Origin of the sequence: Paracoccus stylophorae (genome assembly GCF_028553765.1) — a bacterium.
In the GTDB taxonomy this organism is placed as follows: Bacteria; Pseudomonadota; Alphaproteobacteria; order Rhodobacterales; family Rhodobacteraceae; genus Paracoccus; species Paracoccus stylophorae.
On sequence record NZ_CP067134.1, the window covers coordinates 2,477,714 to 2,500,772 of the forward strand.

Annotated in this window: 27 protein-coding genes and 1 pseudogene; 15 read left to right on the plus strand and 13 right to left on the minus strand. The window is 65.3% G+C overall.

Translation table 11 applies throughout. The annotated features are described in order from the left end of the window. The first annotated feature begins 211 nt into the window (after positions 1-211). Positions 212-1,450 carry a DUF5930 domain-containing protein gene (locus JHW45_RS12210; RefSeq protein WP_336385787.1) on the plus strand — a complete coding sequence of 413 codons (1,239 nt, stop codon included), beginning with the start codon at positions 212-214 and terminating at the stop codon, positions 1,448-1,450. 228 nt (positions 1,451-1,678) lie between these two features. Here JHW45_RS12210 and JHW45_RS12215 read toward each other — a convergent pair. From JHW45_RS12215 to JHW45_RS12230, 3 genes and pseudogenes are all read right to left on the minus strand, one after another. Beyond that, positions 1,679-1,898, minus strand: a pseudogene (locus JHW45_RS12215) (cation diffusion facilitator family transporter); the annotation flags it as partial. 11 nt (positions 1,899-1,909) lie between these two features. Next, entirely contained in the window at positions 1,910-2,530 is a 621-nt protein-coding gene (locus JHW45_RS12220; protein WP_052042060.1) for a cation efflux transmembrane domain-containing protein, read from the minus strand. 461 nt (positions 2,531-2,991) lie between these two features. Beyond that, a complete protein-coding gene (locus tag JHW45_RS12230; RefSeq protein ID WP_036700253.1) occupies positions 2,992-3,429 on the minus strand; it encodes a MerR family transcriptional regulator in 438 nt (145 codons plus the stop codon). 88 nt (positions 3,430-3,517) lie between these two features. Here JHW45_RS12230 and JHW45_RS12235 point away from each other — a divergent pair, with 88 nt between their 5' ends. The 10 genes from JHW45_RS12235 to JHW45_RS12280 all read left to right on the plus strand — a co-directional run bounded on the left by JHW45_RS12235 (position 3,518) and on the right by JHW45_RS12280 (position 11,122). Next, a complete protein-coding gene (locus tag JHW45_RS12235; RefSeq protein ID WP_272857894.1) occupies positions 3,518-5,746 on the plus strand; it encodes a heavy metal translocating P-type ATPase in 2,229 nt (742 codons plus the stop codon). 40 nt (positions 5,747-5,786) lie between these two features. Further along, positions 5,787-6,725 carry a cation diffusion facilitator family transporter gene (locus JHW45_RS12240; protein WP_272857895.1) on the plus strand — a complete coding sequence of 313 codons (939 nt, stop codon included), beginning with the start codon at positions 5,787-5,789 and terminating at the stop codon, positions 6,723-6,725. Further along, a complete protein-coding gene (gene lspA / locus JHW45_RS12245) occupies positions 6,722-7,222 on the plus strand; it encodes a signal peptidase II (RefSeq protein ID WP_272857896.1) in 501 nt (166 codons plus the stop codon). The genes JHW45_RS12240 and lspA overlap by 4 nt, the downstream gene beginning before the upstream one ends. After that, positions 7,215-7,649 (plus strand): disulfide bond formation protein B, encoded by a 435-nt coding sequence (locus tag JHW45_RS12250; protein WP_272857897.1) that lies wholly within the window; start codon positions 7,215-7,217, stop codon positions 7,647-7,649. Before lspA ends, JHW45_RS12250 begins: the two co-directional genes overlap by 8 nt. Then, a complete protein-coding gene (locus JHW45_RS12255) occupies positions 7,646-8,305 on the plus strand; it encodes a DsbA family protein (protein WP_272857898.1) in 660 nt (219 codons plus the stop codon). Before JHW45_RS12250 ends, JHW45_RS12255 begins: the two co-directional genes overlap by 4 nt. Before the next feature lie 123 nt (positions 8,306-8,428). Beyond that, positions 8,429-9,025, plus strand: a complete 597-nt coding sequence (locus JHW45_RS12260; RefSeq protein WP_272857899.1) for an SCO family protein — start codon at positions 8,429-8,431, stop codon at positions 9,023-9,025. Positions 9,026-9,034: 9 nt separating this feature from the next. After that, positions 9,035-9,496: a copper chaperone PCu(A)C gene (locus JHW45_RS12265; RefSeq protein WP_272857900.1), complete on the plus strand. Its 462-nt coding sequence runs from the start codon at positions 9,035-9,037 to the stop codon at positions 9,494-9,496. Beyond that, positions 9,493-10,113: an SCO family protein gene (locus tag JHW45_RS12270; protein WP_272857901.1), complete on the plus strand. Its 621-nt coding sequence runs from the start codon at positions 9,493-9,495 to the stop codon at positions 10,111-10,113. The genes JHW45_RS12265 and JHW45_RS12270 overlap by 4 nt, the downstream gene beginning before the upstream one ends. Before the next feature lie 8 nt (positions 10,114-10,121). Then, on the plus strand, positions 10,122-10,577 hold the full coding sequence (locus JHW45_RS12275; RefSeq protein WP_272860608.1) for a DUF411 domain-containing protein: 456 nt from the start codon (positions 10,122-10,124) through the stop codon (positions 10,575-10,577). A 23-nt stretch (positions 10,578-10,600) separates the two neighbouring features. Next, positions 10,601-11,122, plus strand: coding sequence for a L,D-transpeptidase family protein (locus tag JHW45_RS12280; protein ID WP_419181798.1), 522 nt, complete (start codon positions 10,601-10,603; stop codon positions 11,120-11,122). A gap of 63 nt (positions 11,123-11,185) precedes the next feature. Here the strand turns inward: JHW45_RS12280 and JHW45_RS12285 are convergent, their stop codons facing one another. From JHW45_RS12285 to JHW45_RS12300, 4 genes are all read right to left on the minus strand, one after another. After that, the gene (locus tag JHW45_RS12285) at positions 11,186-11,842 is read right to left on the minus strand and encodes a L,D-transpeptidase (RefSeq protein WP_419181865.1); all 657 of its coding nucleotides are present in this window, start codon (positions 11,840-11,842) and stop codon (positions 11,186-11,188) included. A 196-nt stretch (positions 11,843-12,038) separates the two neighbouring features. Further along, positions 12,039-13,238, minus strand: coding sequence for a copper-containing nitrite reductase (nirK, locus tag JHW45_RS12290; protein WP_272857903.1), 1,200 nt, complete (start codon positions 13,236-13,238; stop codon positions 12,039-12,041). A 371-nt stretch (positions 13,239-13,609) separates the two neighbouring features. After that, positions 13,610-14,074 (minus strand): hypothetical protein, encoded by a 465-nt coding sequence (locus JHW45_RS12295; protein WP_272857904.1) that lies wholly within the window; start codon positions 14,072-14,074, stop codon positions 13,610-13,612. A gap of 158 nt (positions 14,075-14,232) precedes the next feature. Then, positions 14,233-14,871, minus strand: a complete 639-nt coding sequence (locus JHW45_RS12300) for a LysR family transcriptional regulator (RefSeq protein ID WP_272857905.1) — start codon at positions 14,869-14,871, stop codon at positions 14,233-14,235. A gap of 201 nt (positions 14,872-15,072) precedes the next feature. Here JHW45_RS12300 and JHW45_RS12305 point away from each other — a divergent pair, with 201 nt between their 5' ends. The 4 genes from JHW45_RS12305 to JHW45_RS12320 all read left to right on the plus strand — a co-directional run bounded on the left by JHW45_RS12305 (position 15,073) and on the right by JHW45_RS12320 (position 19,172). Continuing rightward, positions 15,073-15,294, plus strand: coding sequence for a heavy-metal-associated domain-containing protein (locus JHW45_RS12305; protein WP_272857906.1), 222 nt, complete (start codon positions 15,073-15,075; stop codon positions 15,292-15,294). A 62-nt stretch (positions 15,295-15,356) separates the two neighbouring features. After that, positions 15,357-17,312 carry a heavy metal translocating P-type ATPase gene (locus tag JHW45_RS12310; RefSeq protein ID WP_272857907.1) on the plus strand — a complete coding sequence of 652 codons (1,956 nt, stop codon included), beginning with the start codon at positions 15,357-15,359 and terminating at the stop codon, positions 17,310-17,312. 116 nt (positions 17,313-17,428) lie between these two features. Continuing rightward, positions 17,429-18,076, plus strand: a complete 648-nt coding sequence (locus JHW45_RS12315; protein WP_272857908.1) for a DUF924 family protein — start codon at positions 17,429-17,431, stop codon at positions 18,074-18,076. A gap of 286 nt (positions 18,077-18,362) precedes the next feature. Then, entirely contained in the window at positions 18,363-19,172 is an 810-nt protein-coding gene (locus JHW45_RS12320; RefSeq protein WP_272857909.1) for a ZIP family metal transporter, read from the plus strand. Between the two features lie 242 nt (positions 19,173-19,414). Here the strand turns inward: JHW45_RS12320 and JHW45_RS12325 are convergent, their stop codons facing one another. The 6 genes from JHW45_RS12325 to JHW45_RS12350 form a co-directional block, all read right to left on the minus strand. Beyond that, positions 19,415-19,855: a c-type cytochrome gene (locus tag JHW45_RS12325; RefSeq protein WP_272857910.1), complete on the minus strand. Its 441-nt coding sequence runs from the start codon at positions 19,853-19,855 to the stop codon at positions 19,415-19,417. A gap of 240 nt (positions 19,856-20,095) precedes the next feature. After that, entirely contained in the window at positions 20,096-20,341 is a 246-nt protein-coding gene (locus JHW45_RS17915) for a hypothetical protein (RefSeq protein ID WP_336385788.1), read from the minus strand. Positions 20,342-20,659: 318 nt separating this feature from the next. Continuing rightward, positions 20,660-20,917 carry a hypothetical protein gene (locus JHW45_RS12335; RefSeq protein WP_272857911.1) on the minus strand — a complete coding sequence of 86 codons (258 nt, stop codon included), beginning with the start codon at positions 20,915-20,917 and terminating at the stop codon, positions 20,660-20,662. Next, positions 20,914-21,588, minus strand: coding sequence for a YcbK family protein (locus JHW45_RS12340; protein WP_272857912.1), 675 nt, complete (start codon positions 21,586-21,588; stop codon positions 20,914-20,916). The genes JHW45_RS12335 and JHW45_RS12340 overlap by 4 nt, the downstream gene beginning before the upstream one ends. A 74-nt stretch (positions 21,589-21,662) precedes the next feature. Continuing rightward, positions 21,663-21,953, minus strand: coding sequence for a DUF6127 family protein (locus JHW45_RS12345; RefSeq protein WP_272857913.1), 291 nt, complete (start codon positions 21,951-21,953; stop codon positions 21,663-21,665). Positions 21,954-21,972: 19 nt separating this feature from the next. After that, the gene (locus JHW45_RS12350) at positions 21,973-23,049 is read right to left on the minus strand and encodes a DUF2793 domain-containing protein (RefSeq protein ID WP_272857914.1); all 1,077 of its coding nucleotides are present in this window, start codon (positions 23,047-23,049) and stop codon (positions 21,973-21,975) included. Between the last annotated feature and the right edge of the window lie 10 nt (positions 23,050-23,059).

Below are 23,059 nucleotides of genomic sequence, written 5' to 3' on the forward strand. Positions count from 1 at the left end.
CACCCGTGGCAACCGGGTTCCTTTTACAGGTCCGCAGGCAGCCTTCCGCCGATTTGTGCGTCTTCGGCTCTTGTCGGCTGACCGAAAGGAGAAGGGTGGTTGCGAGGCGAGTGTCTCCCAACTAAGCGGACATTCGGACGGCGGGCAAGGCCGCGTCAACGTGGGACGACGACATTTGACCCTTCGATCGATCCGAGGACTACGCAAGCTTGTGGGTTGCGCCCTTCCCGAGCGAAGATTGTTCATCCGGTACGGCGACCATGTCCGGTTCGTTCGCCTGAGCCCCGCAAGGCAGGCCCTCGCCTGGGCTGGTGGAGCGTTTCTGGTGGCGTGGTGCCTGACGGTCACGTCAGTCCTTATCATGAACTCCATCGGCTCCCTAACCATGCGCGAGCAGGTCAAGCGAGAGCAGGCGCTCTTTGAGGCACTCGGCAGGGAGCGCGACCAGGCGGCGATGGAAGCGCTCGCCGCCCAAGAGCGGTTTGCAGCCGCCATGAAGCAGATCTCGTCAATGCAGAGCAACCTTCTTGCGCTCGAGACCCGCCGCCACGAGATGGAGAGCGAGTTTCAGGCAGCCCAGGCCACTCTGAGCCGTACGATGGACGAGCGCGATGCCGCAGTGTCTGCGGCGGCTGCGTCGCAGGATCCGAGATCTGAGGAACTCGCTGCCACGCTCGACCTACTGACCCTCGCCTTGGCTGAAACGGTGGTCAAGCGTGATCAGGCCGCCACCAAGGCCAAGGAGGCCGTTCGTCTTGCCGGCGAGTTGGAGTTCGATCTGCGGCTGAGAAAGTCGGAGAGTGATCGGATCCTGCATCAGATCGAGAAGGCTCTGATCGCCTCGGTGGAGCCGCTCGACGAGGTGCTCCGTGAAGCCGGACTGGACTCGGAGGCGGTACTCGCATCCGCTGGCGATGTTCACTCAGCCCCGAAGGAAGCCTTGGTTGGGGTGGCGGTCTCCACGAGGGGAATGGCCTCTCTGGACGACGAGACCGTGCGCGCGAACCGCATTCTTGAGCGGCTCGACGAACTCAGCCACTACCGCTTGGCCCTCGAATCGCTGCCGCTCGCCATGCCGGTCCAGGACGCCTTCCGATACACCTCGCCCTTTGGCCGGCGCTGGGGGCGAATGCACAAAGGCGTGGACATGGCAGGACCTGTCGGCACCCCCGTCTACGCCACGGCCGACGGGGTCGTCACCTTCGCTGGCTGGCAGAACGGCTACGGGCGGATCATCATCGTTCGCCACCCCTTCGGTCTGGAGACCCGCTACCCGCACCTCAACGCCATCCGCGTCGAGGTGGGCCAGGAAGTTGCGCGCGGCGAGCGGGTCGGCGACATGGGTAACTCGGGCCGCTCCACGGGATCCCACCTCCACTACGAGGTGCGCGTGAACGGTGAAGCGGTCGATCCGATGGGCTACATTCGCGCCGGCCGGGACCTCCTCTGAGCGCGCCCGCGCGCGCCGGTAGCCGGGCTCTTGCTACGTCAGTGAGGCGAAGGGGCGTCGAACTGCACGTAGAGGTGCTCGACGATCTCGAACTGAAGGTCATGGAACTTGCTTGGGCCCGGTTCGCGGCATGACGCGGGAACTGCACTGCCTGCAGTACGGCGAGCCCGAAATCCAGTACGAGATTGTCCGCCGCCCGAGGAAGACACTGGAGATCGCTGGTGAGCCTGCTGCGACAACGTCGATCCGATCATGACCGAAGGTCATGCGCTCGTCCGCCGGCCGCCGTGCGATCTTGCGCGCGCGAAGGCGCTGAGGGCGAGGCTGCCCGAGAGGATTCGGCAGACAATCTGGGCGCCGGTCAAGCGCGTTGGCCCAGATAAGCAATGGTGACCCGCCGGTCGCGGGACGCGGGGCTGATATGGGCGTGGCCGTGATCGTGAGGCATCGTCTTCTCTCTCAGGTCTCGGCGTCACCTTGATGGACCGCCTTGTGGTGCTCGCCATGCGCGTCGCGCAGGATTCCGATGCCGCCCCAAGCGGCGACGCCGGCGACGGCGATACCGACCACCAGATCGGGCCAATTGCTGCCCAGCCACCAGACGAGACCGCCTGCGACGAGAATTCCGCCGTTTGAAATGAAGTCGTTGATACTGAAGGTGTTGGCCGCTCTGACATTCACGTCCGGATCCTCGAGTCGACCAAGAAGCCGGATGCAGACGCCATTCACGACCGCGGCAATGAGCGCCATGGAAATCATGAGCGGGCCGAGCGGCTCGGAACCGGTGTAGTAGCGACGAACAGCATCGATCAGGATGCCAACCGCCAGAATCAGCAGCAGGCCCCCCGACAAGTTCGCGGCCCAACGCTTCCATTTGTCCGAACGAGACAGCGCGAAAAGGCTGATGGCGTAGACGAAGCTGTCGGAGGTGTTGTCCAGACCGTTGGCGATCAGCGCACTGGAGTCGCCCAGTGCGCCGGTCGCGAAGAAGCCGAACGCAATGGCAACATTCAGCAGCAGAACCGTCCAGAGCGTACGGCGCTGACGTTCATCCGGATCCTTTGACAGTTTTCTGGACATCAGGTTCGCCTCCGTTCGTACTGGCCGGCGGATCAAGGCGGCTCCATCCACCCTGCAGGCGCAAACCACTCGATCCTCGCCGGAAAAGGGTAGCCCTTTGCCCAAGAATCGGTCGAGAGACAGTTTTGGTTCCTCTGGTCCCCAGAAGTTCGAGGGCGGCGCGTGGATTTATGCCCAGCGCTGCGCGGGCCGGGCGGGTTCACGGCAGCGCCCGCAAGGCAGACGCGGCCGCCTGTCACGTCCGGGCGATCGGGTCGCTCGGCCAGCCACGTCCAGAGGATCGACGCCACGATGCAGACGCTTCGGAGTCGATCTGCGCCAGGAACCGGCCGAAGGCGATCAGGCTCGCCACGCCCGGCCCGAGCGAAGCCGCGGAGGCGCCGAGGCGCCACAATGGCGAAACAGCCCGCGATCTCGCGCCAAAGCCGCGGCGGCATAGATCGTCAAGGTCGGCAGCGCCGTCATTCAGCCGCCGCCGTCGGCACGTCGTGGTCATGTGCGCAGTGGGAATGGTCGCTCAGCGACTCGATTACGCGGCAGTCGGCGATGGTCCCTTGTGCGCATTGCCGGATCATCCGCTCCAGCTCGGCTTCCAGCGCCGTCAGCTGCGCGATCCGGGCCTTCACCGCAGCGAGTTGCTCCTTCGCGATGATGTCGGCGGCTGCGCAGGATTGGTCGGGCTGGTCGGAGAGGCTCAGAAGGTCGCGGATGGCGTCCAGCGGAAACCCGAGTTCGCGCGCGTGGCGAATGAAAGCCAGCCGATCCTGTGCGGACTTTCCGTATAGACGCTGGTTGCCGGCGCTGCGCTCCGGCTCGGGCAGGAGGCCGATCTGCTCGTAGTAGCGGATGGTCGGCACCTTCACCCCGGCCGCCTCACCCAGTTTTCCGATGGTGAGCATCAGATTCCCTCTTGAAGCTACAGTAGCTAGAGACATTAAGTTCCCGATTCGATGAAGGCAACTGCCCGATCGGGGCGAAGGAAAGACGATGACGGGAACCGACGTGGAAACAGCGACGGCCTGCGACTGGACCGTTTCGGGCATGGATTGCGGCTCCTGCGCGACCAAGATCAAGGATGCGGTCGGGCGCCTCCCCGGCGTCAGCGGCGTGGAGGTCGGCATCATGTCCGAGCGTCTGCGCCTGACCCTGGACGAGGCGCAGACCGGCCGCGACAAGGTTGAAAAGACGGTCCGGGCCCTTGGATACGGCATCGCACCACGCGCCGCGGCGGCCAAGAACGAGTTTGTGATGCCCGGCGGCCCGAAGGCCGGCACGGCCGCGACACGAGACGAAAGCGGCCACGGCAGCCCCAGCCATGTCCATGACGACCCGGCAGACCGCGGCAAGCGCTGGTATCAGACGGGCAAGGGCAAGCTCGTCATCTTTACCGCTCTCCTACTGGCGGTGGCCTGGGGCATAGAGTTGCTGGCGCCTCAGTTCGGCAAGTGGGCCTTTGTCGCCGCCTGCCTGATCGGCGTGGCACCGGTGGCGCAACGCGCCTTTGCCGCCCTGCGGCTGGGCCAACCGTTCACCATCGAAAGCCTGATGACCGTGGCTGCCATCGGCGCCCTTTTCATCGACGCGGCCGAGGAGGCGGCACTGGTCGTGTTCCTGTTCGCGGTCGGCGAGGTTCTGGAAGGTGTCGCGGCGGGCAAGGCCCGGGACGGCATTCGGGCTCTGGCCAATCTGGTGCCGAAGACCGCATTTCTTGAACTGAATGGCGTCACGAAAGAGGTTCCGGCCGCCAGCCTGCGGGTCGGGCAGTTCGTGCTCGTCCGCCCCGGCGACCGCGTCCCGGCGGATGGCGAGATCGCCAAGGGCACATCCGGCATCGACGAAAGCCCGGTCACCGGCGAGAGCATGCCGAAAACGCGGGGGCCGGGCGATCCGGTCTTTGCCGGGTCGATCAACACCGAGGCCGTGCTGCGCGTAATGGTCACGAAGGCGGCCGAGGACAACACCATCGCCCGCATCATCCGTCTGGTCGAAGAAGCCGAGGAGGCCCGCGCGCCGACCGAACGCTTCATCGACCGCTTCAGCCGCTGGTACATGCCCGCCATCGTCACCGTGGCGGCGCTGGTCGTGCTGGTGCCGCCGCTGGCCTTCGCTCAGCCTTGGGATACCTGGATTTATCGTGGCCTTGCGCTTCTGCTGATCGGCTGCCCCTGCGCGCTGGTCATCTCGGTTCCGGCCTCAATCGCCTCGGCGCTATCCACCGGCGCGCGGCGCGGCTTGCTGATGAAGGGTGGCGCGGTGATCGAGGCGGCCTCGAAGGTCAGCCGCATCGCCTTCGACAAGACCGGCACCCTGACCCACGGGCGGCCGATGGTTACCGATATCGTGACCTTCGGCGCCACCACCGAGGCCGAGCTTCTGGCCGTGGCGGCGGGCGTCGAGACCGGATCCAGCCATCCGCTGGCCATCGCCATCCTGAACAAGGCCACGGAAGCGGGCGTTGCAGCCCTGCCGTCGCGCGATGCCAGGGCGCTGATGGGCAAGGGCGTGATCGCGACAGTCGGGGACGCAGCGGCCTGGGTGACCTCCCCCCGCCATGCGATGGAGAACGGCGGCCTCGACGATCCTGGCCTGCGCCAGGCCACCGTCTTCGAAGAAGAGGGCAAGACCGCCGTTGCGGTGTTCCGTGAAAAGACCCCGCTCGGCCTGATCGCCATGCGCGACGAACCCCGCAAGGACGCGGCCGAGGCGGTCCGGCAGCTCAAGGACATGGGTGTCGCCCCGGTCATCCTGACCGGAGACAATCCGCGCACGGCCGCTGCCATTGCCGGGGGCCTCGGCATGGAGTTCCAGGCCGACATGATGCCCGAGGACAAGCTCACGGCGATCCGCGACATGAGCGAGCACGGTGGCGTGATGATGATCGGCGACGGGATCAACGACGCCCCCGCGCTGAAACAGGCGGATGTCGGCGTGGCTATGGGGTCAGGAACCGACGTGGCCTTGGAAACCGCCGATGCGGCGATCCTTCGCGACCGGGTGATCGATATCCCGGCGATGATCCGGCTCGCGCGCGCCACCATGGGCAACATACGCCAGAACGTCACCCTCGCCCTGGGGCTCAAGGCGGTGTTTCTCGTCACCACGGTGCTGGGTATCACGGGGCTCTGGATCGCCATTCTGGCAGATACCGGCGCTACGGTGCTGGTGACGCTGAACGCGCTCAGGCTTCTGGGCTTCAACCCCACGCGAATGAGCTGAGCCGACACAGCCGGAAAGAGTACAGGCGAGAGCAGTAGAAATGAGCGAGTCAAAGGTCGGACACGACCACGGAGCCGAGGTTGGAGCCGACAACATCACCCGCGTGCGGGCGGTGTTCGTGCTGACCGCCGCCTACGCGCTGGTACAGGCAGTCGGCGGCTGGATCTCGGGTTCGCTGGCACTGGTCGCGGACAGCGGACACATGATCTCGGATGCGGCGGCGCTGCTGCTGGCGCTCATTGCGTATCGTGTTGCCCGCCGCGCGCCGGACCTGACGCGGACCTATGGTTTCCAGCGTGTTCGGGTCCTGGCGGCGCTGGCGAACGGAGCTTCGCTGCTGCTTTTGGTGGCCTGGATCGTATGGGAAGCCATCAGCCGGGTCGGCCAGCCGATCGAGGTGATGGCCGGGCCGATGCTGATCATCGCCTGCGTGGGCCTATCGGTAAACCTGTTCGGCGCCTGGTATCTGTCGCGCGGCGACAAGTCGGACAGCAATCTCAGGGGCGCTTTCCTGCATGTCGTGGGCGATCTTCTCGGCTCCGTCGGTGCGATCGCTGCGGCGATCGGGATCATGCTGACGGGCTGGATGATCCTCGATCCGATTCTGTCGGTCCTGGTTGCCCTTCTGGTCGTGCGTTCGGCCTGGACGCTGGTCGCCGACTCGTTGCGGGTACTGCTGCAGGCCGTCCCGCAAGGGATGGACGTGCAGGCGGCAGAGGCGGACCTGCGAACCCTTCCAGGGGTCGCCGCAGCCGGACATTTTCATGCTTGGACCCTGACCGACGACTCGGTCGTGGCGACTGTCCATGTTCAGCCCGCACCCGGCGCCGACCCGCTGATACTGCCGGCCCTGGTTGCGTCCCGACTCCGCGAGCAGTTCTCGCTGGACCATATTACCGTGCAGGTGGATCCACCGGAGGGCACCATTTCTCCGCATGGCGAAGCTTTGTCCACAAGCGAGGCCCCGGAGCAGCCATGAAGCACGTGACACAGCCGCCGCGCGCTTGGGCGGTCGCCACCCTCGTGACCGCATTTCTCGTCGATCAGCTGTCCAAGTGGATGATCCTCGAATTTGTCATGCGGCCGCCGCGCATCATCGAGATCCTTCCGGTGCTGAACCTGACCCTCGGCTTCAACGAAGGGACCAGCTTTGGAATGTTTTCCGGTTTGCTGTCCGGACGTCCGATGCTGGCAGCCGCGCTGACAGGCGCGCTGACCTTGGTGTTCGCCTTCACGGCCCTGCGCAGCCGTACCGTGCCGGAGGCAATCGCGTTCGCGCTGATCGCGGGGGGTGCCATCGGCAACGTGCTGGACCGGATACGACAAGGGGCGGTGACGGATTTTCTGGATCTGCACTGGCAGGGCTGGCACTGGCCGACCTTCAATCTGGCCGATGTGACAATAACGCTCGGGGCCTCGCTGCTGGTCGCCGGCTGGCTACGCCAAGCCGGACTGAGAGAGAAATCGCATGGATGACCGGAATGCTGCCGCGCTGTCTGCGGGCATGCCCCTCTACGCAGCCTGGCTGGTGGCGATGGCGGCGACGCTCGGCGCGCTGTTCATCGGCGAGGTGCTGGGGCAGATGCCCTGCGTTCTGTGCTGGTATCAGCGCATCGCCATGTTCCCGCTGGCCCTCATCCTCGGGATCGCCTGCCTTCAGGGCGACAGCGCCGTGCGGACCTATGCCCTGCCGCTGTCGATCACCGGCGGCGCGATCGCCCTCTGGCACAGCGGGCTCTACTTCGGCCTGGTCCCGCAGCGTGTCGCGCCCTGCGTCAAGGACGGCCCGTCCTGCACCGACGCTGCGATGACGATTGCCGGGCTGCCGATCCCGATCCTGTCCCTCGTGGCCTTCGCGGCCATCACTCTTGCTCTTGCCCTCATGAAAGGATCCCGCACATGAACCGTCGAACGCTTGTCATCTCGACTGCAGCTGCCGCCGTGGCTGCCTTTGGAGGGGGTGCAGTACTCGTTCAACGCGGTCGCGCGGCCAACAGCGCCCAATTGCCGGCGAACACCCCATCGGTCGACCAGTCGCGGCTGACGCCCCGTCATGCCCCCGTTCTTGGCCCCACTGATGCTCCTGTGACCCTGGTCGAATTCTTCGATCCTTCCTGCGAGGCCTGCCGTGCTTTCCATCCCGTTCTGCAGCGGCTGAGGGACAGCTATCCGACGCAGCTGCGCCTAGTCTTGCGGTACACGGTATTCCACGAAGGCTCCGATGAGGCCGTCCGCATCCTGGAGACAGCGCGCATGCAGGACCGGTTCGAGCCCATTCTGGACGCTCTGCTCGATCAGCAGCCGCGTTGGGCGATCCATGACAGCCCGCAGATGGATCGCGCGTGGCAGATTGCCGCGGAAGCCGGCCTCGACCTCGAACGGGCCCAGGGCGATCGTCTGTTTCCGGGGATCACCGGCGTGCTCAATCAGGACGCCACCGATGTCGAGGCGCTGGAGATCAGGGCTACGCCGACGTTCTTTCTGAACGGCCGCCGGCTCGAGAACGTCAGTCAGCGGTCGCTGGAGGACGCCGTCAGTCAGGCGGTTGCCGCCGTCTGAGGAAAGCGGCCATTTCCGGAGGCATTTCCTGCTCACACAAGGATGTGCGCCGCTCCAAGGTTGAAGTGCACGCTGCTGTGGCCTTTACCATTGGCGAACAGGCCAGGGACCAGTGTTGGACCGATGAGACTGAGCAGACTGCAGAAGACACTCTGGTTCGCCGCGGCACTTGCCGCGGTGGGCTATGGCGGCCTCGTGCTGTCGCGCCCGCTGCCATCGTACGAGACGGTTGCTGAGGGGACGCTCCGGCCCACCTTTGCCTTGTCCGATCCGGCGGGCCGGCAGGTCGAGTCCGAAGATTTCCGCGGCCGCTTCCTCCTGGTTTTCTTCGGCTTCACCAGCTGCCCCGACGTCTGCCCCACGACCTTGGCCGAGGTTGCGACGGTGATGGATGATCTCGGCCCCGATGCCGGGAAGATCCAGCCGCTCTTCATTTCTGTTGACCCCGAGCGGGACGCGGGACGGGAGCTCGCGGCGTTCACGGCGGCATTTCACCCTTCGATCCTGGGGCTCACGGGCGACGCGGCCGCCACGCGCGCCGCCGCCGACAGCTTCAAGATCTTCTATGCCCGCGAGGCGGTTCCCGTCGCGCCGGACGGCTATACGATGGCACATAGCTCCGCCCTCTACCTGATCGGTCCTGATGGCGACTGGCTGCGCCAGTACGACTACGGCACGCCCGCCGCCAATATCCTCGCCGATCTCCGCTCACGTCTCTGAGGTCCCTGCATGAAGCTCCTCTTCGTCCTTTCCCTTCTTGCCATCCCTGGTACGGCCTCCGCCGCCTGCGAGGCGGTTCAGGCGGGCGATCTTGCGGTGTCGGGCGTCTGGTCGCGCGCTTCGATCGGCACGAGTCGTCCCGGCGTCGTGTACGTCACCATCCGGAACGACGGCGTGGAGGACGACACCCTCACGGGGATCGCCACGCCTGCCGCTGCCATGCCGATGCTGCACGAGTCGGTCATGGAGGACGGGATCGCAACGATGCCGCATGTCATGGCGATTCCGGTCCCGGCGGGCGCCACGGTCGCGCTGGAACCCGGCGGACTCCACGCCATGCTGATGGACCTCACTGCTCCCTTGAAGGAGGGCGGGACCTTCCCTGTGACGCTCACCTTCGAGCGTGCTGGTCCCGTCACCGTGGAGGCTGAGATCCTGTCTCTCGCCTCACAGGGCCCGGACTGCGGGTGAGGCGGCGCGCCCTCTTTGTCGGCGGCACGGGTGCCGCGCTCGCCTTCACGCTGGGCCTGGGCTGGTGGCGCGTGGACGGGCCGGGGCGGCCCGCGCAGGCTTCAAGACACATGCTCCTGCCGCTGCCGTTGCGAGAGCATGGCTGGACGTTGACCGATCACAAGGGTGCCACGGTGCGTCCTCAGGACTGGGTGGGCCGGCCTACCCTGGCCTTCTTGGGCTTCACTCACTGTCCCGACGTCTGCCCCACCACGCTCTCGGATATCTCGCTCTGGCTGGAAGAGCTGGGAACTGACGCCGACCGCCTCAACGTGGCACTGATCTCGGTAGACCCCGAGCGTGACACGCCGGAGGTTCTCGCGGACTATCTCGACTATTTTGATCCGCGCATCGTCGGTCTGACGGGAACACAAGCCGAGGTCGCCCGCATCCTTGCCGACTTCCGTGCGAAGGCTGCGCGCATCGAGGACGGAGAAGGCTACTACACCATGAACCATACTGCCGGTGTGTTCATGTTCCGGGCCGACGGAAGCTTTGGCAGCATCATCGACTTTCACGAGGACCGCAGGTTCGCCGTTCCCAAGATCCGGCGCGCCATGGACAAGGAGCAACCATGATTGATCGTATTCGACGCTTCACGCAGGGCGTGGCGGTCCTGCTGACGACAACCTCGGCGGCCATGGCCGCCGATCGCGGGACCGTCCATGTGGTCGAAGGGACCGGCTGCGAATGTTGTTCCCAGTGGACCGAGTATCTGCGCCAGAACGGCTTCGAGGTGACGTCCGAGGAACGCTACGGTGCCCTTCTGATCCGGCACAAAATGGACTTGGGCGTCCCGACCAGTCAGTTGTCGTGCCATACGGGAGAGATCGACGGCTATTTCATAGAAGGCCATGTTCCAGCAGCCGACATCGAGCGCCTTCTGAAGGAGCGGCCGGATGCCTTAGGCCTCGCCGTTCCCGGCATGCCCTATGGCAGTCCAGGGATGGGACCCGAAAACAAGCGTAAAGCCTACGATGTCAATCTTGTTAAGCGGGATGGCTCGGTGGAGGTGTTCTCGCACTACCCCGCCGCGCAATAATCTCCGGATGATAGAAATTGCCGATGCTCCGACCGAACCGCCGTCATTTTTCGCTCACGATGCTCGCGGCACTGACCGCGTGCGGCACGCAACCCCCAGCACCGGTCTTCAAGAGGTACTCAGGCCCCCCCGTGACACAGGTCGTCGTTCAGAAGGAACGGCGCCGAATGTACCTGCTCAACGGGCAGACGGTCCTGAAAGCGTATGACTTCGGACTGGGAAACCAGCCCATCGGCCACAAGCAGTTTGAGGGCGATGGGAAGACCCCGGAGGGCCTCTATTACATCGACCGCTTCAATCCCCGCAGTCGATACCATCTTTCGGTCGGGATTTCCTATCCGAATGAGCGGGACCGAGCTTTCGCGGAGCAGTTCGGATTGGATCCGGGCGGTGATATCATGATCCATGGCCGCGGGCCGGAGGGAAATCGTCTGGTCAGACAGAAGCGGGACTGGACGGCGGGCTGCATCACGGTCAGCGACGAAGAAGTCGAAGATATCTTCGCGATGCTGCGCCTGGGCGTGCCGGTGATGATCTACGCCTGATATCATGGGGCCGGAGGTGAGGGCGGGCCGGAGATGTCTCCGGCTCCGCCCTTCGATGGTAGATCAGAAGACAGCGACCTGCGTGCCTATCTCGGCGACCTCGTAGAGTTGCAGGACGTGCTCGTTATAGAGACCGTAGCATCCGTTCGACGATTTGCGGCCGATCTTCCGGGTGTCGTGGGTTCCGTGAATCAGATATGCAGGCCATGAAAGATAAAGGCCGCGGACGCCCAGCGGATTTTCTGGCACGCCTCCTTCGACGCGTTGCGGCAGCGAAGGATCTCTCTCGCGCATGCTCGGGGTCGGGGTCCACGGAGGGTTTTCCGCTTTTCTGACGATCTCGGTCTTTCCTCTGCGGGTCAGATCCTCTGATACGGGCACCGCTGTAGGGAACAACAAGTATACCGATTCATCGGCAGACCAGTAATGCAGCGCCCGCGAGGTCACATCAGCGAGGATGACGCCCTTTCCCAGACTCGGATAGAAATCGCTCCAATGCCAGGCGCGAAATGACGACTGGTTGCGGCGTTGATCGGCGTTCGGGTCTACCTGAAACACGCCGAGGTCGGGGGCGGCCCCTCCGGCGGAACCGTAGACAGGCATTCCGGTATAGGGGTCGATATTCTGTCCGAGGCTCCGTCCGGCGGGAAGGACGAGCGCCGTGGCCATCAGTCCTGTCAAGAACTGTCGGCGCCCGCTCGATCGATCTGCCTGTGTCATGTCCCACCTTTCAATATTTTTTTCGTTGTATTTCGCGGGATAATAGCTGCCCACTGCTACCCTTCAAGAACAATGGGGATCATGATCCATAACGCCTGCGTGAGGCGGACCGGCAAAGTGTCTCACGTCGACGTGACCTGGTGTTGGCGCTGTGCGGCTGAACGTGGCCCGCCGACTTCCGGCGGGCCACAACGACTCAGTCTTCAATGGGGGCGATCGGGTTGCCGTCCGCGTCGATTGCCGTGAAGATTTCGGGGTTCGGCTCGCCCTCGACGAACAGGTACCCGGCCAAGCCGCGCTCCGCGCGGGAGAGGGCGTGATCGACCAGGACGTAACGACCCGGCACCTCGCATGTGAACTCGACGATCCCCGAGCCGCCCGGCCCGACCTTGATCATCTGCACATTCTCGAGCGGCGGGCTCGACACCGACCCCTCAAGATAGACCCGATCGAAGATCTCGCCAATGACGTGGAACGAGGACGTGTAGTTCGGGCCGCCCACGCCGAAGAAGATCCGGATCGTCTCTCCCACCCGCGCCTGCAGGGGGTAATGTTCCGTCAGAGCGCCGACATGACCGTTGAACACGACGTACTCCGCTCGCTCCTCGACGAGTTTGTCGTAGCTCTCGGTCAGCGTGCCGGCGGTCCCGAAGGGCTCTTCCGTGTAGATCTCGCCCTGCATCACGTAGAACTCGCGGTCGACGGGCGTCAGGCCTTCTTCGGGTTCGACCAGGATCATCCCGTACATGCCATTGGCGATGTGCAGCGCCACCGGCGGAACCGCGCAATGATAGGTGTAGAGGCCGGGATTCAGCGCCCTGAAGCGGAACCTCTTCGTCTCGCCCGGCGCCACGGTCGTCACCTCCGCGCCACCTCCGGGACCGGTGACAGCATGCAAGTCGACGTTGTGGGGATACCAGCTCTCTTCATTGTTCTTGAGGGTCACCTCGACCGTGTCGCCGACGCGAATCCGTTGAAAGGGTCCGGGGATCGTGCCGTTGAAGGTCCAGAACCGATAGACGCTGTTGTAATCGAGATGTGCCTCGATCTCGATCGCCTCGAGTTCGATTCGCACCGTAGCCGGCTCTCGCCGCGTGATCGGCGGTGGAACATTGGCCGGGTTCTCGGCGATGTCCGCCATGTTCGGATGGACCGGGTTCACGCTGTAGAGGCGGTTGCTGAGGCTCGCTGAAGCTTCCGCCTCTTGGGAATGAAGAGTCGGCGCGGCACCTCCATGCGTATGCTGGGCAAAAGCCGCAGGTGCGCCAAGAACGCCGCCGAGCGTCAGACCTGCCGATCCCATCAACAAGCTGCGTCGGCTGACGCCGGCCTGGTCGGGCTCGGACGCTTCGCTCATGGGGAGATTGGAAGAGGATCGACCATCCTGTTGCGACATCGTGTTCTCCTTCTCAGCCGTGGTTCTCGAAGGTCATGAATCCTGTCCGCTCCGTTCCGGATGGCGGGTTTCTCGACGAGACGTAGCCGGGGGGGCGCCCTTTGGCCAGCCTGCGCGCCGCGCTCTCGACACCGCAGCGGCGCCCGGATTACCGGGTCATCACGTGAATATCGGCTCCCGGCAGGGTGCAAGAGCGGCGACGTTCGAAGAAATAGCGGGTTGATCAGGTGGCAAGGGGCTGGTGGGTGCCCCTCGGACGCGTTTTCATGTTCCAGTCTCGCGCGAAATTTGTCTTGGCGCGGAAACCCCGCAGGAAAGGCGATCTCACTCAGCAGATCGCCCGATGCCCCTTGCGACGAGAGTGGAGAGGCTCAGTGTGCGAGCGGCTCCCAGCCATCATGGACGAAATGCGCCTCATAGGCCTCGAGCGCCCCGGCGACGGCCGTCATACCGGCTTGCGGTTCATCGCTTGCGAGCTGCTCTGCGCCTTCGATGACCTGCCCCAGCAACACGTGAAGCTGCGCGTCGGCGTCGGGCGGAAGCTCGCAGTTGGCGATCATGTAGTCCACCTGTGATTGGACGGCAGCGGAAAGGGCCCCGTATTCTGCCGAGGACGCTGCATCGTCGGCGGCCACGGGCGCGACGGCGTTGCGGATGGTTTCCATCGCCGCGCGCAGCGGCGCGTCGGTTTGCCACTTCTGTCCGTCGTCGAGCGACAGCACCAACTCGGCGCCGCCATGCCCATCGTGGGCGTTCTCGGTCGCGGCGAGGGCCGGCGTGCCGGCAAGCACGGCCGCAAGCAGCAGCGCCGTGAGGGAAGCGGATGTTTTCAGCATGTCTGTTACTCCAGTGAACTTTCATCTTCGCTCGGGCGTGGGATTGTGGAAATCCGTCCCGATGCTGGACGACGCCTATCTGCGCTGTGCATCCGGACTTATCCATTCGCCGTTCGGGCAAACGGCTCTTGCAGAAATGCAAAGAGAAGAAGTCCATCCTATGACAGAGAAACGCCGGTCCCGGTTTCCGCGTCTGCCGCCTTCTCTTGCCTGCCCTCGAGCAGGGGAGCCTCCCGCGCCAGCGCCTCGGCCATGAAGTCCATGAACACCCGGATGCGCGCGGTCCGGCGCAGGTCCTCGTGGGTCAGCAGCCACATGTCGATCGTGAAGCTCTCGGGCAGCGGCGCGACCCGCGTGAGGTTGGGGTCGAGGTCCGCGACGGCGCACGGCAGCGTGGCGTTGCCCACGGTCAGTTCGATCTCGATGCCCGGATAGGCGCGGCGGAAGGCCAGCAGGTGCCGCGGCAGCAGGCCCTGCGCCAGCATGTCCACGGTGGTGATCCGCACCACCCCGCTCAGCCGCAGGTCCTGGCCGGTGATCCGCCGGTCGAGAGCGGCGATTTCCTCCTCGACCCGCAGCGCGCTCTCCTGCATCGCCTCGCCGGCCACGGTCAGCGCATAGCCGTTCGGCAGCCTGTCAAAGAGCCGCACCCCAAGGGCCTCCTCGAAAGCGCCGATGCGGCGGAAGACGGTCGAATGGTTCACGCCGATCTCGCGCGCGGCCCCGGAAAGCGTGCCTGCGCGCGCCACCGCGAGAAACAGCCGCAGGTCGTTCCAGTCGTCGATCCGTGCATCCATGCAATGCCGCCTTTCGGATTTGGCGGATCGCTCCGCCGTGGCGTGCAACATAGCTGGCGGTTCAAGCAATGGCCAAGGTAGCGGCTGTGCGTTCCTGCAAGCGCAGCTTTCGGGTTTCCCCAATCGCAACCTCGGACGGAAGTCATAGGTCATTGGCTGAAGGCAGGGACCACCCCCGCCAGAGGACGAAAGGAAACGATCATGACCCAGAAAACCGTTCTTCGCAGTGACGAGCTGTCCTGCCCGTCCTGCGTGCCTAAGATCGAGAAGGCCCTGCGTGGTCTGCCCGGCGTCGAAAAAGCCGAAGTCCGCTTCAACACCGGCAGGATCGAGGTCGAGCACGACCCGGCGCAGTCGGACGTGGAGGCGCTGGTCAAGGCGATCCGCGGCACCGGCTACGAGGCGCGCCCCTCGGCCTTCTGACCGCATCCCGACCCCCGCCGCGCCGCGACCCGGCGCGGCGGTCTGCTGTCTGGATGAGAAGGATGAATGAGATGGAACGACTATCTGCAAACATGAAGGCCGCCTTCGGGCACCCGGCGCGGCGGCGACTTTGGCTGACCGCTGGCAGCGGCATGCTGATCGCCGCCGGGCTGATCGCGCGCTACGGCTTTGGCATGATCGAGCTGTGGTCCGGGCTGATGGTGATCGCGGCGCTGCTGGCCGGCTCGGACATCGCCGTGCGGGCTTGGCGCGCGCTGAAGGTCAGGCATCTGAGCATCGAGCTGCTGGTAACGATCGCCGTCGCGGGTGCGCTGGTGATCGGCGAATACTGGGAGGCGGCCGCCGTCACCTTCCTGTTCATGCTGGGCGCATGGTTGGAGATGCGGACCATGGGCCAGACCCGCGGCGCGCTGAAGGACCTGCTCGACGCCGCGCCCGCCACCGCGACGGTGCTGCGCGACGGCGAACCCGTCGAGATCCCTGCCCACACGGTCCAGCCGGGCGAAACCGTGCTGGTCAAGGCCGGCCAGCGCATCCCCGTGGACGGCGAAGTGACCGAGGGCACCGCCGCGGTCAGCGAGGCCGCCATCACCGGCGAGCCGATGCCGGCCGAGAAGGCGCCGGGCGCGCGCGTCCATGCCGGGACGATCGCCGAGAACGGGTTGCTACGCATTCGCGCCACCAATGTCGGCGCCGACACGACGCTGGCGCGCATCATCCAGCGCGTCGAGGAGGCGCAGGAGGAAAAGGCCCCCAGCCAGCGCATGATCGAGCGCTTCGCCCAATGGTATACGCCCTCGATCATCGGGCTCGCGGTTGCGGCCTTCGCCTTCACGCAGGACATCCGGCTGGCGCTGACGCTGCTGGTGGTGGGCTGCCCCGGCGCACTGGTGATCTCGACCCCGGTGTCCATCGTGGCCGGGATCGGCCGCGCCGCGCGCAGCGGTATCCTGATCAAGGGCGGGCAGCACCTGGAAAACGCGGGACGGATCGACACGATCGCACTCGACAAGACCGGGACGCTGACCGAGGGCAAGCCGCGTCTGGCAAGCGTGATCGCGCTAGACGGCACGGCGGAAGACGAGTTGCTGCGGCTTGCCGCGACCGCCGAGGCCGGCTCGGACCACCCGCTGGGCCGTCCCATCGTCGAGGCGGGGCGCAAGCAAGGACCGCTGCCGACGCCGGAGACGCTGGACGAGCACGCCGGGATGGGCATCAGCGCCCGCATCGAAGGGCGTGAAGTCGCCGCCGGCAACCGCCGCCTGATGGAGAAGCTCGGCATTCCGCTGGGCACGGACGGCGAGGCCGGACTGGAGCGGCTGCTCCGGGCCGGGCAGACGCCGATCCTGGTGGCGGCGGACGGCAAGCTGGTCGGCCTCCTGGGCATGTCCGACATGGCCCGCGAAGGGGCGGCGGAAGCCATCGCCCGGCTGCGCGACATCGGCATCGGCCGCGTGGTCATGCTGACCGGCGACCAGCCCGGCGCGGCCGAGGCCATCGCCCGCGAGGTCGGCATCGACGAGGTCCACGCGGGGCTGATGCCCGAGGACAAGCTGGAGCTGATCCGCGGGATGCGGGCCGGCGGCGCCCATGTCGCCATGGTGGGCGACGGCATCAACGACGCCCCGGCGCTCGCAGCGGCCGACACCAGCATCGCCATGGGCGCGGCCGGCAGCGACGTCGCCATCGAGACTGCCGACATCGCGCTCCTCAAGGACGATCTGGGCAAGATCCCCGATGCCATGGCGATCTCGCGCGCGACGCTGGGCAACATGCGCCAGAACCTCGTGATCGCCCTCGTCACGGTGGCCGGGCTCCTGGCCGGCGTGTTCTCGGGCGACATCCACATGGCAGGGGGGATGCTGGTGCACCAGCTCTCGGTGCTGATCGTCATCGCCAACGGCATGCGGCTGCTGCGCGTGCCGAAGGAGGCCAGACGTGCTGCTGCCGGTCGCGAAAGCCGGGAGCAGCCTGCGACAGCCACGGCGCGGACATAGCTTGCCCCATGGCAGATGCCCCTGCGCCAAGGCGCGGGGGCAACATGTTTCTCCCGAGGCAGGTTTTCGGTAGGGTAGAAGATGCAGGCGGGGCGGATTCTGATTGAGGTGCCGACATGAATGCGGGAACCGGCGAACGACCATGGCGCGGTGTACTCGATTTCTGGTTTCCCGATGGGCGTTCCCTGCAGATCGCCGCATCCGCGCATCAGGACCACTGGTTCTGGCGGATGCAGGGCGGTGCGGACAGCGAGATCATCGCCCGTTTCTCCGACATCACGGCCCAGGCCGCCGCCGGCAATCTCGATCATTGGGCCGCCGATCCTGAAGGCAGGCTCGCGGTCATCATCCTGCTTGATCAGTTCTCACGCGCGCTTTGGCGCGGCAGTCCACGCGCCTTCGCGCAGGATCCGGCGGCACTGGCACTTTCGATGGAGGGGCTGGCGGACGGCCACTACGCCGCGCTGCCCGTGCCATGGTTCAGGATCGTTCACGGCCTGCCGCTCGGTCATTGCGAGGGACCGGATCACCTCGGACGCATCGACCTCCTCATAGGACTTCGTGAGGAAATCGTCGCGGAGGCGCCTGCGCGGCTTCAACCGATCTACCGGTCACTGGTGAAGCAGGCCGGCGATGTACGCAAGGTCATCGCCGCCTTCGGACGCCACCCCCATCGCAACAAGGTTCTCGACCGGGAAGCGACTCCTGCAGAAGAAGCTTACTTGACGGCAGGTGACTTTCCCCACGACAGGGCCTTTCAATGATGCGGTACTGACTTATCGAGCGGTGCCATTGCATCGCCTTAAGCCGAACCCGAGAAGACACTCTCGGCCGAGTTCAATGCCGCGTCGGATAAGGATTGACGTGCCGATCGATGAGAAATCGGTCGCTTTTGACTAATTCGAGCGTACCTCTGGCCAAGCGATACGCAACCCGTATGTCATGGGAGGGGCTAGCAGCGTAAATACGGCCGAGGGCTCGGTCAGCGACGAGATCATGTTCGGCGAGATTGCAGCCACTTCGCAAAACCTCTGGCAAGGAGACGGGACAATGGAACTGTTCGGACTGGCGCTTGCGCTTGGGACTATCGGCCTGGTTGCAGGCCTGGTGGGAGCGGTGATTGCAGCTTACGCGACCCGAAGCGAGACCTCGACACTTACAAGCTATGTACAACACTTCGCGGCCGGTCTGATCATTGCCGCGGCCACCCTCGACTTGATCCCGGAGGCGATTGAATTAGGCGGCGGGCTGTCGCTGATCATCGGCTTCGTGGTGGGCACTGCCTTCATGCTGATGATACGCGCGCTGCTCATCCGCTTCGGCCATAGTCATTCACCTGGTCGCGGACACGACCACTCGAGCCATGACCATTCGGGCCATAGCCACGCTCCTGTCCACGATGCAGCCCATGCCGGTGCCGATGCGAGCATCAACTTCAGACTGGTCACCGCCCTCGCGATCGTTGTCCTGATCGACGGCGCCATCATCGGGGTTGCCGTATCAGCCGGCGGGGCCGGCGCCCTTTTAATTGCGGTCGCACTGTCGATCGAGTTGCTCTTCGTCGCCGCCTCCACCGCCGGATCGACGCGCGCTGGTGGCGGTTCAATCGGCCGCTCGATCGGTGTCAGTGCCTTTGTCGCGATCATGATGCCCATCGGTGCCGTACTGGGCGCGCTGGTATTTGCAGGCGTCTCTGCCCCTATGCTGGTGATGGGTCTCGGATTCGGTGCCGCCGCGCTTCTGTTTACCGCAGTAGCGGAACTGCTGGTCGAGGCCTACGAAATCAAGGAGAGCACCGGAACGATCGCCATGGCAGCGGCCGGTTTCCTTCTCTTCCTCATCCTCATGATGCTGATGTAGGGACGCTGCAGGACGCGGAAATCGAGGAGATGACCGCCTGGGTCGAGGAGAACGCGGGCCAGCAGTAAGGACTCGGGCCGCCGGAGCTTGAAGCTGTGGCGGCCTCAACAACTGCGACGATGCATGGTGCGCGGTCAGCAGAAGGCGAACCCGTGTCGATGACATCAACCAGCTGCCGGCCTTATCGACGGTTACCGCGTGCGCATACGAATGCAAGTTGCCTACGCCCGAGGACGCCGCCCTCAGTGCCTTGCCGTGATCTTCTCCTGGTAGCTCCGCTCGCGTTCCGGCCACGTGCTCTTGATGTAGGCGAGCACGGCCCGGATCTCGGCGTCGCTGAGGACATCGGCAAACCCGGACATGTCGCTCTCGTATCCGCCTCCGACAATGGCGGCGGTGCCTTCCTTGACGATCCGGAACAGAATCTCGTCCGAATGATGCCATGTGTGGCCGGTGGCGTCGTGCGGGGGAGCCGGCAGGCGCCCGGTGGGAAGAGGCATTTGCCAGTCTGGCTGCCCCTCAAGCTGCGCACCATGACATGCGGCGCACTGGGCCTCGTAAATAGTGCGGCCCAGTGCCATCGTCTCGGCATTCTCGGCATCCGCCCGCAACCCGACAAGGATCCAGGTGGCGATGATCGCGGAGGCGGTGAGGCCGATGAGGGTTGGTATCCGAAGCATCATTTGGCATGCTGGACGAACCAGTCCTGCAGGAACACGATCGGCGCGTGCTGTTCGTCGCCGGTGACTTCGGCAAACTGGAGGCAGAAACGGTCTGAATCCATGTCGGCAGCACCATGAGCAGCGGAAATCGAGGAGATGACCGCCTGGGTCGAGGAGAACGCGGGTCAGCAGTAAGGACCCGGGCCGCCGGAGCGTGAAGCTGCGGCGGCCTCAACGACCGCGGCGATGCATGGTGCGCGGTCAGCAGGAGACTGAACCCATGTCGATTCTCACGGCGGCGGTCATACGGGCCACATGCCCGCGAGCGGTGATCGCAAAGCGCTCGTCATCTCCGGCTGGCTCACCGGTCTCTACTTCATCGTGGAACTCGGGATCGGTATCTGGACAGACTCGGTCCTGACGACCACAAGGAACGGGATCAGGAAAGGCGAGAAGCCAGAGGAGCCTGCCGGCAGTCCAGCGGAATGGCGCGATGCGGTCGATCACGGTACCGGACCTGCCTGAAAGCGGTGCGTCGTCCTTGTTCGTTCGGTAAGGACACCACCTGGCCGCTGCTTCCGGCGATAAAGTCGGCATGCCGACGGCCGCCATATTGGTGCGGATTGCAGACCGCAAGCGCTCAGGCTCTCTTGCTAGCTTGTCTCAAGAGAGCAGGCCCGCGCCTGCTCTCTCATCACTGCGTAGTCGCTCAGCATTTCCGCGATGGTCGAGCCTTCCGGCAACGACGCCAGTTCCTCGGCGGCCCGCGCCTGGAGCTCACGGCTGTACTCCACAGCCGGTGGGCACAACCCGGGGCCGCCGTTCTCAAAACCGGCCGTTGTGCAGCCGCTCAGCAAGCTCGTCGCGAGAGCGAGGACGACGAGATGCCGCCTCCAGCATCCGGCGTTGCGCGTCATTGGTCTTCTCCGTGGTTTCGAGACGTTCGGCGAGGCGGCCCGTGCGCTCGCCGGAACGCCGGAGCGCGATCAGGAACAGAAGCACGCTGAGTGCAACGGCGCCGCAGCGCAAAGCCGCCCGCATCCGTGGGCTGGCGGCAATGCCGCCCAGCAGCGTGGCGATCATCGACGCCCCCGTTTCCAGTCATCGAGACGCGCATAGATCGTGACCGCGATCCCAACGAGTGCCACGGCGATGAACACCCAGCGCAGCGTTTCGAGATAGGACACAAGCGGCAGGATGGCGGACTGGGTTTCGGCCAGGACGTCTCGAGCCACCTCGACGCCCGCCGCGCCCAGCGTCGCCACACCGGCCGCTCCGCCACCCTTCATGGTGCGGCTGTCGGCCAGCACTTCGCGTGCGGGCGGGGCTTCGGCCGCGAAGGCAGTCGGCCGGACCGGGAAGCGCTCGCCCCACTGCCGTGCCGGGCCGAGATCGACATGGATGAAGCCCGAGCGCGGGTAGAAGCCAAAGCCGAGGAATCCGACCGCCCGCGCCGCGGCCTCGAAGGCCACCGGGTCGTGGTTCGCCATGGCGATGTCGAAGGCGGCGCCGCCGAGATGTTTCGACCGCTGTGCACCGCCAACGGCGCGGTTGTGCTCGGGGCTGCGATAGGCCGAGCGCACGATCAGCGGTTTTTCCAGCCGGTCGCGCAGCGCCTGCAGCCTGTCGAGCGCGGGTTCGTTGATCAGCAGCTTGCCGGTGCCGCGGCAGGCGATCTCGGCGGGCGAGAAGTTCGGCCAGCGCCAGGCATTCTTCGGCACGTCGCGCCAGTGGCGGTGGAAGGTCGTGGTCATGGGGGGCCTCCAGAAATGAAGAACCCGCCTCGAGGGCGGGTGTGGCTGAGCTGATGGTTCGGGGTGTTGTGCAGCTACGGGCTGCCGCCGAAGATCCTGAGCTTGATGGCGATGCCCGCCAGCAGCGCCAGCATGACGCCGGTGGTGATCATGCGGACGGCGGTCTGCATCGCGGTGCGCCGCACCAGCCGGATGCAGTCCACCAGCGAGCGCAGATCGCGGATGTCGAGGGCGGCCTCCTCGCCGTCGAGGCCGACATCGGCGAGCGCGCGCTTCGCGCCTTCCTCCGCGGCCCGGGTCAGGATCGCCTCGAACTCGGCATCGCGCATGCGGACGAAGCCCTGATCGGATCTGGGTAGTGACATGAGTTCATCCTCACGCTGCTCAGCCGACCTTCGCACCCCAGAAGGACGTGTGATCGGCAGCGAAATAGCCGTCCGCGACCCGGAAATACCCCTGCAACTCGACGGTATCGCCCGCGGTGAGCGACACCATGGTCTGCAGCCAGATCGCGGTGGCGAGCGAAACGTGGGTGGCGGAGATTTCGCCGAGGGAGCCGCGGATTTCCGTGGCGCCGTTCAGCACGAGCCGGCCGCGCATGCGCGCGGTGGTGCTGGCGTTGACCTTGTAGAGGAGCGTTGCGCCGAAGAGGTAGGTGCCGTCGACCGGGGCCACGAACCGGTTGTTCGCGGCATCGAAGGCCCCGTGGTCGTTATAGTCGGTGTTGTTCAGGCCGATCTTCGTCCAGGTCCCGACGCCCACGTAGTTGTCGTAGTTCGTGTACGCCTTGAAGCGCGGCAGCCGAGGCTGATCGACGATGCCGTTCGCGTTGTCGACGCTGAGCCCGTCGAAGAAGGTGCTGCCGTCGGCGGAGACCGCGAGGCGGAAGCGGTCCGAGCCGAAGAGCCCCACCAGCGCCTTGGTCACGAAGCCGGTCTGCAGCGTCAGGCCGAGATCGTCGCCTGCGGCCTCCTTGTTCATGGTGTAGAACAGATCGCCGGTGCCGCCCTCGGCCACGGTCTTCGCCGTCCAGAGCGCCGCATTGAGCTTGGCGGAGAACGGATTCGACGCATCCGCCGTCGTGCCGAGCCCCAGCAGCGCGAGGTTCTGCAGCGTGGCCGGAGTGGTCCCGATCCAGCCGGACTCGTCGTAGACCAGCAGCAATCCTTCGTCCTCGACCCAAGCCCGCCACCCGGTCCGTGGCGGCAGACGCAGCCAGGCGCCGTCCGTCCAGAGCGCCACGTTCATGTCCCAGCCCGCCCAGTCGCCCGTCGCGCCCGAGCCGACGATGTAGCGGTCGCCATCGGTGGGGCTGGCGGGCGGCACGGTTAGATCCCTATCGAGCACCGAGAGCTGGACGAGCCCGTCGAGGATCCGCAGCGCCTCGTTGTGGGTGACATGCTTCTGGGCCTGCGCTGCCAGGATGTAGGGCAGCAGCAGATGGGTCGTGGCATCGGACATGGTATGGCCT

Excerpts from the sequence above, each read along its gene's own strand:
- JHW45_RS12345 (WP_272857913.1), bottom strand. The coding sequence starts at position 21,953 with ATGTCACTACCCAGATCCGATCAGGGCTTCGTCCGCATGCGCGATGCC.
- JHW45_RS12315 (WP_272857908.1), top strand. The coding sequence starts at position 17,429 with ATGAATGCGGGAACCGGCGAACGACCATGGCGCGGTGTACTCGATTTC.
- JHW45_RS12255 (WP_272857898.1), top strand. The coding sequence starts at position 7,646 with ATGAACCGTCGAACGCTTGTCATCTCGACTGCAGCTGCCGCCGTGGCT.
- JHW45_RS12300 (WP_272857905.1), bottom strand. The coding sequence starts at position 14,871 with ATGGATGCACGGATCGACGACTGGAACGACCTGCGGCTGTTTCTCGCG.
- JHW45_RS12325 (WP_272857910.1), bottom strand. The coding sequence starts at position 19,855 with ATGATGCTTCGGATACCAACCCTCATCGGCCTCACCGCCTCCGCGATC.
- JHW45_RS12305 (WP_272857906.1), top strand. The coding sequence starts at position 15,073 with ATGACCCAGAAAACCGTTCTTCGCAGTGACGAGCTGTCCTGCCCGTCC.
- JHW45_RS12320 (WP_272857909.1), top strand. The coding sequence starts at position 18,363 with ATGGAACTGTTCGGACTGGCGCTTGCGCTTGGGACTATCGGCCTGGTT.
- JHW45_RS12285 (WP_419181865.1), bottom strand. The coding sequence starts at position 11,842 with ATGACACAGGCAGATCGATCGAGCGGGCGCCGACAGTTCTTGACAGGA.
- nirK (WP_272857903.1), bottom strand. The coding sequence starts at position 13,238 with ATGTCGCAACAGGATGGTCGATCCTCTTCCAATCTCCCCATGAGCGAA.
- JHW45_RS12235 (WP_272857894.1), top strand. The coding sequence starts at position 3,518 with ATGACGGGAACCGACGTGGAAACAGCGACGGCCTGCGACTGGACCGTT.
- JHW45_RS12310 (WP_272857907.1), top strand. The coding sequence starts at position 15,357 with ATGAATGAGATGGAACGACTATCTGCAAACATGAAGGCCGCCTTCGGG.
- JHW45_RS12280 (WP_419181798.1), top strand. The coding sequence starts at position 10,601 with ATGCTCCGACCGAACCGCCGTCATTTTTCGCTCACGATGCTCGCGGCA.
- JHW45_RS12265 (WP_272857900.1), top strand. The coding sequence starts at position 9,035 with ATGAAGCTCCTCTTCGTCCTTTCCCTTCTTGCCATCCCTGGTACGGCC.
- JHW45_RS12240 (WP_272857895.1), top strand. The coding sequence starts at position 5,787 with ATGAGCGAGTCAAAGGTCGGACACGACCACGGAGCCGAGGTTGGAGCC.
- JHW45_RS12335 (WP_272857911.1), bottom strand. The coding sequence starts at position 20,917 with ATGATCGCCACGCTGCTGGGCGGCATTGCCGCCAGCCCACGGATGCGG.
- JHW45_RS12350 (WP_272857914.1), bottom strand. The coding sequence starts at position 23,049 with ATGTCCGATGCCACGACCCATCTGCTGCTGCCCTACATCCTGGCAGCG.
- JHW45_RS12230 (WP_036700253.1), bottom strand. The coding sequence starts at position 3,429 with ATGCTCACCATCGGAAAACTGGGTGAGGCGGCCGGGGTGAAGGTGCCG.
- JHW45_RS12260 (WP_272857899.1), top strand. The coding sequence starts at position 8,429 with ATGAGACTGAGCAGACTGCAGAAGACACTCTGGTTCGCCGCGGCACTT.
- JHW45_RS12295 (WP_272857904.1), bottom strand. The coding sequence starts at position 14,074 with ATGCTGAAAACATCCGCTTCCCTCACGGCGCTGCTGCTTGCGGCCGTG.
- JHW45_RS12220 (WP_052042060.1), bottom strand. The coding sequence starts at position 2,530 with ATGTCCAGAAAACTGTCAAAGGATCCGGATGAACGTCAGCGCCGTACG.
- JHW45_RS12250 (WP_272857897.1), top strand. The coding sequence starts at position 7,215 with ATGGATGACCGGAATGCTGCCGCGCTGTCTGCGGGCATGCCCCTCTAC.
- lspA (WP_272857896.1), top strand. The coding sequence starts at position 6,722 with ATGAAGCACGTGACACAGCCGCCGCGCGCTTGGGCGGTCGCCACCCTC.
- JHW45_RS12340 (WP_272857912.1), bottom strand. The coding sequence starts at position 21,588 with ATGACCACGACCTTCCACCGCCACTGGCGCGACGTGCCGAAGAATGCC.